Annotated in this window: 4 protein-coding genes; 3 read left to right on the plus strand and 1 reads right to left on the minus strand. The window is 39.2% G+C overall.

All coding sequences use genetic code 11. The features are described from left to right. Positions 1–1,436: methionine--tRNA ligase (metG, locus tag Aru01_RS17830; RefSeq protein ID WP_042111738.1), on the minus strand; the 1,436-nt coding region annotated here is incomplete at its 3' end. A gap of 196 nt (positions 1,437–1,632) precedes the next feature. Between metG and apbC the strand changes: the two genes are divergently transcribed. The 3 genes from apbC (at position 1,633) to dcd (ending at position 4,582) form a co-directional block, all read left to right on the plus strand. After that, positions 1,633–2,871, plus strand: coding sequence for an iron-sulfur cluster carrier protein ApbC (apbC, locus tag Aru01_RS17835; protein ID WP_016657300.1), 1,239 nt, complete (start codon positions 1,633–1,635; stop codon positions 2,869–2,871). 399 nt (positions 2,872–3,270) lie between these two features. Next, positions 3,271–3,864, plus strand: coding sequence for a LysE family translocator (locus tag Aru01_RS17840; RefSeq protein ID WP_016657299.1), 594 nt, complete (start codon positions 3,271–3,273; stop codon positions 3,862–3,864). A 148-nt stretch (positions 3,865–4,012) separates the two neighbouring features. Beyond that, a complete protein-coding gene (gene dcd, locus Aru01_RS17845; protein WP_016657298.1) occupies positions 4,013–4,582 on the plus strand; it encodes a dCTP deaminase in 570 nt (189 codons plus the stop codon). Positions 4,583–4,718 lie beyond the last annotated feature (136 nt).

The following is a 4,718-nucleotide window of genomic DNA, read 5'->3' on the forward strand; positions in this document are numbered from 1 at the left end:
ATACCTACAGAACATACTTCATGAACTTGCTGAGACTCACCCTCGATCTTCGCTAAAGCCCAAGGTTTTTTCTCATCAATATATTGGTTCGCACGGTCAGCTAAGGCCATAATTTCACGAATTGCACTTGAGAACTCACGTGTTTCATAGGCTTTGATAATGGAGTCACCAGCATCAATAAAGCTTTGAACTAATTCTGGTTCAGCACAGTGCGCAGACAAAGTATTATCAAAGTCTTTGTTGATAAATTTGGCACAGCGGCTAGCAATGTTTACAACTTTGCCCACCAAGTCAGAGTTAACCTTTTGTACAAAGTCTTCGAGGTTAAGGTCAGAGTCTTCAACTTTATCTGAAAGTTTTGAAGCAAAGTAGTAACGTAAGTGTTCAGGATTTAAGTGCTGTAAATAGGTTTCAGCTTTAATAAATGTCCCGCGTGATTTCGACATCTTTTGGCCGTTTACAGTCAAGAAGCCGTTAACGAACAAACCTGTTGGCGTACGATAGTCTGCGCCTTCAAGCATTGCTGGCCAAAATAAAGCATGGAAATACACGATATCTTTACCGATAAAGTGATAAACCTCATTTTTAGAATCTTTTTTCCAGTAATCATCAAAGCTCAGATCAGGACGTTTGGTTTTGATATAGTTTTCAAAACTTGACATATAGCCAATCGGTGCATCGACCCAAACATAAAAATATTTGTTGGGTGCATCTGGAATTTCAAAACCAAAATAAGGTGCATCGCGTGAGATGTCCCAATCTGTTAAACCTGCTTCAAACCATTCATCTAGTTTATTGGCAATCGAAACTGGCAGACGACCTTCATCGCGAGTCCATTGTTGTAAGTAGTTTGAGAAATCTGGCAATTTAAAGAAGTAATGGTCAGATGACTTTTCAACAGGTGTTGCACCACTTAGGGTAGAACGCGGATCAATCAGCTCAGTCGCGTTATAGGTTGTACCACAAGACTCACAAGAGTCGCCGTACTGATCTTCAGTTTTACACTTTGGACATGTACCTTTAATAAAACGGTCAGATAGGAACATGCCTTTTTCAGGATCAAATAATTGACGTACTGGACGTACTGCAATATGGCCTGCATCACGGTTTTTAATATAGATTTCAGCTGCGCGAGCCTTGTTGGCATCGCTATGTGTTGAATCATAGTGATCAAATTGAACACGGAAACCTGCAAAGTCACGTTCATGTTCTTGTTGAACATTGGCAATTTGCTGTTCAGCACTGATTTTGTTTTCTTCAGCACGAAGCATAATCGCGGTGCCATGTGCATCATCAGCACATACATAAGTCACCTGATGTCCCATTGCTCGCATGGCTCTAACCCAAATATCCGCTTGGATATAACCGAGTAAATGACCCATATGGATCGGTCCATTAGCATAAGGTAAAGCGTTGGTGACTAATATATTTCGCACGGATTTAATACTCTCTTAGCGCGTGAAGATAAGGAGTTCGATTCTACCTGATGCCATCAAGGAAAACAAAGCACAGCATTCGCTTCGCGCTAAAAAGTCTAAGATTGATAAAGCTGCTGTTCTTCACTGACATTTCATTGCATTTAACGCTAAACTAGGTATTGTTTCGTATCGATGAATATCTGGAGTAGCGTTTATGTCGTGGTTATCTTCTCTAAAATCTGTGTTTAAGCCTGCGCAAGAGGTAAAACTAGAAGATGTCCAACAAGTACTGCAGTCTTTTGTCTTGGCACACAATGGTGAAAAGCTGCAAGATCGCATCAGCCAAATTAATCTGCAAGATCGTATTTTACAATTGACGATTAATACCTTGCCAGAAGAAGCAGACCATTTACAAAACATTCATGACAGTTTAGCGGATGCTTTAGAAGCCTGTGGTATTCAAGAGCTTAACTTACATGTGATTCAACAAAAAAAACCACAAGCCTCAAGTTGTTCATCGAAACCTGCACAGACTAGTAAGACAGCAGAAAAGCTACCCTTAGTGACGGATGCTGCTGCAAGCTCGACAGCTCAAGCTGCACAGCCCCAACCAGATCCAAATAATCCACCGATTGAGCGAGCAGCACCACAGCAACGTGATGTACCTAAACACCCAAGAATTCAACATGTCATTCTTGTTTCTTCAGGTAAAGGTGGAGTAGGTAAATCAACCACGACTGTGAACTTAGCATTGGCCATGCAGCAATTAGGTTTAAAGGTTGGTGTACTCGATGCAGATATTTATGGCCCAAGTATTCCAACGATGCTAGGAAATGCTGGCGCTACACCAATGATAGAAGCAGAGCAGTTTGTACCCCTTGAAGCTTATGGCATGCCTGTATTGTCGATTGGTCATTTGACAGGGGATCATAATACACCTGTTGCTTGGCGTGGTCCAAAGGCAACAGGTGCTTTAATGCAGTTATTTAATCAAACATTATGGCCAGACCTTGATGTATTAATGATTGATATGCCACCTGGTACTGGCGATATCCAATTGACTTTAGCTCAGCGTATCCCTGTTACAGGCGCGGTGATTGTTACAACACCTCAAAATGTTGCCTTAATGGATGCAACAAAAGGGATTGCACTCTTTAATAAGGTCGATATTCCTGTATTAGGTGTGGTGGAAAATATGTCGACACATATTTGTTCTAACTGCGGTTTTGAAGAGCAAATTTTTGGCGCTGGTGGTGGTGATAAACTTTCAGAACAATATGATATTCCACTACTGGGACGTTTACCGCTTAATGCAGAAATTCGTGAAAATGCCGATGCTGGCCAACCTTCAGTGGTTGCACGGGATTCTGCCGCAGAGAGCTATGTAATGATTGCTGAGAAAATCATTGCGATGTTGCCAAAAGTCGAGGCTGACCCACAGCGTATTTTCTAAAGTTACTTAAACTTTGCTGTATTGCTCAGGATGACATGGCATAAACCTTAAGATTTTTAGATGACAAGGAGGTCATCTCTGTCTTACTTTTGGCTAGAGTCTACTTTGAGCAAATTGTTGTTTTGAGCTGAAATAAACGTCGGTATATGTTGCCAAAATCATCTGAAACTTCGTTTAAAAACGAATGCTTATACTAATAATTTTGCAAGAAAAACCACCAATTTTCAGTTTTCATGACGCTGCGGTTCAAAAAATAAGCAAATAATCTGCTTTGTTAACTCATTGAAAAATAAAAAATTAAAAAGACGAATTAAAATTAGATATGATGTTTTACAAATATTTTTTTGCTAAGTCGATAAATCTACACTAGTCTCCTCAGGTCCATAAGGAGGGCATCAGATGGTTTCATGGTTTTTTATCGGTTTGGTGGCGACAGTATTATTAACGCCAGGTCCAACCAATACATTACTAGCATCTTCTGGTATTCAAGTTGGATTTAAGCGTTCATTTAATCTCGTTCCAGCAGAAGCTTTGGGTTATTTATTTTCAATTAGTTTTTGGGGCTTTATTATTGGCTCTATTCCTTCACAATATGCATTTATACCCGCATTGCTCAAATTGTTTAGTGCGAGTTATATATTTTATTTGGCACTGAAACTGTGGCGTAACAAAGCAGAAGATATTCAAAACAGTAAAGTGACCATTAGTGTTCGTGAGTTATTTCTTGCAACTTTACTCAACCCTAAAGCACTCCTATTTGCATCTGCAATTTTCCCAGTGAGTGCTTGGAAAAATATGACGCTCTATAGCGCACATATGTTAACTTTTTTATTGCTGATTGTGCCTATTGCATGTTTTTGGATCTATCTTGGTTCTATTTTAACCAACAATAAAATTTCATGGTTAAATCAAAATAATCTACAAAAAGCGGCCTCAGTTGTTTTGGTGTTTTTTTGTGTACCGCTAGGTTATTCAGCGATTAGCAGTCTTTAATTTACTGTTATTTAAACAAACACAATGTGCTTAAATAACGGATCGTACCCTTGTTTTGCTCGAATGATTTTACGGCAGAAGATTTCTTTCAGCTTAGATTTCAGTTAAAGTACAGCGCTATACAGTAGAGCTTTTGGAAAATATTCGAATGGCAATTAAGTCGGATCGTTGGATTCGTGAAATGAGCGAAACACAAGGTATGATTGAACCCTATGCAGCGCAGCAAGTTCGCGTAAATGAGCAGGGTGAAAAAATTGTATCTTATGGCGTATCGAGCTATGGCTATGATGTTCGTTGTGCACGTGAGTTTAAAGTATTTACCAATGTGCATTCAGCGATTGTTGATCCGAAAAACTTCGATGAAAATAGCTTTATTAATATCGAATCGGATGTATGTATTATTCCACCAAACTCTTTTGCTTTAGCACGTACAGTAGAATATTTTCGTATTCCACGTAACGTTCTGACCATTTGCTTAGGTAAGTCGACGTATGCGCGCTGCGGTATTATTGTCAACGTAACTCCGCTTGAGCCAGAGTGGGAAGGTCATGTTACTTTAGAGTTTTCAAATACCACTAACTTACCTGCACGTATTTATGCGGGTGAAGGTGTTGCACAAATGCTCTTTTTTGAAAGCGATGAGGTTTGTGAAACATCTTATAAAGATCGAGGTGGTAAATACCAAGGTCAAACAGGCGTAACTTTGCCTAAAGCATAATTTGCTATAGATTGAACAGTAGCTAGAACCTCATCAGGTTTAAAGTTGTGAGATAAACTTTCATATAGTTAAAATAAACAAGTTTATGTTTGATCATTATGCCAGTCAGTGAGTTTATTGACTGGCATTATTTTAT

This window comes from Acinetobacter rudis, assembly GCF_000829675.1.
GTDB classification, from domain to species: Bacteria; Pseudomonadota; Gammaproteobacteria; order Pseudomonadales; family Moraxellaceae; genus Acinetobacter; species Acinetobacter rudis.

Bases quoted from the DNA above. Each gene is read 5' to 3' on its own strand.
- apbC (WP_016657300.1), top strand. From the start codon at position 1,633: ATGTCGTGGTTATCTTCTCTAAAATCTGTGTTTAAGCCTGCGCAAGAG.
- Aru01_RS17840 (WP_016657299.1), top strand. From the start codon at position 3,271: ATGGTTTCATGGTTTTTTATCGGTTTGGTGGCGACAGTATTATTAACG.
- dcd (WP_016657298.1), top strand. From the start codon at position 4,013: ATGGCAATTAAGTCGGATCGTTGGATTCGTGAAATGAGCGAAACACAA.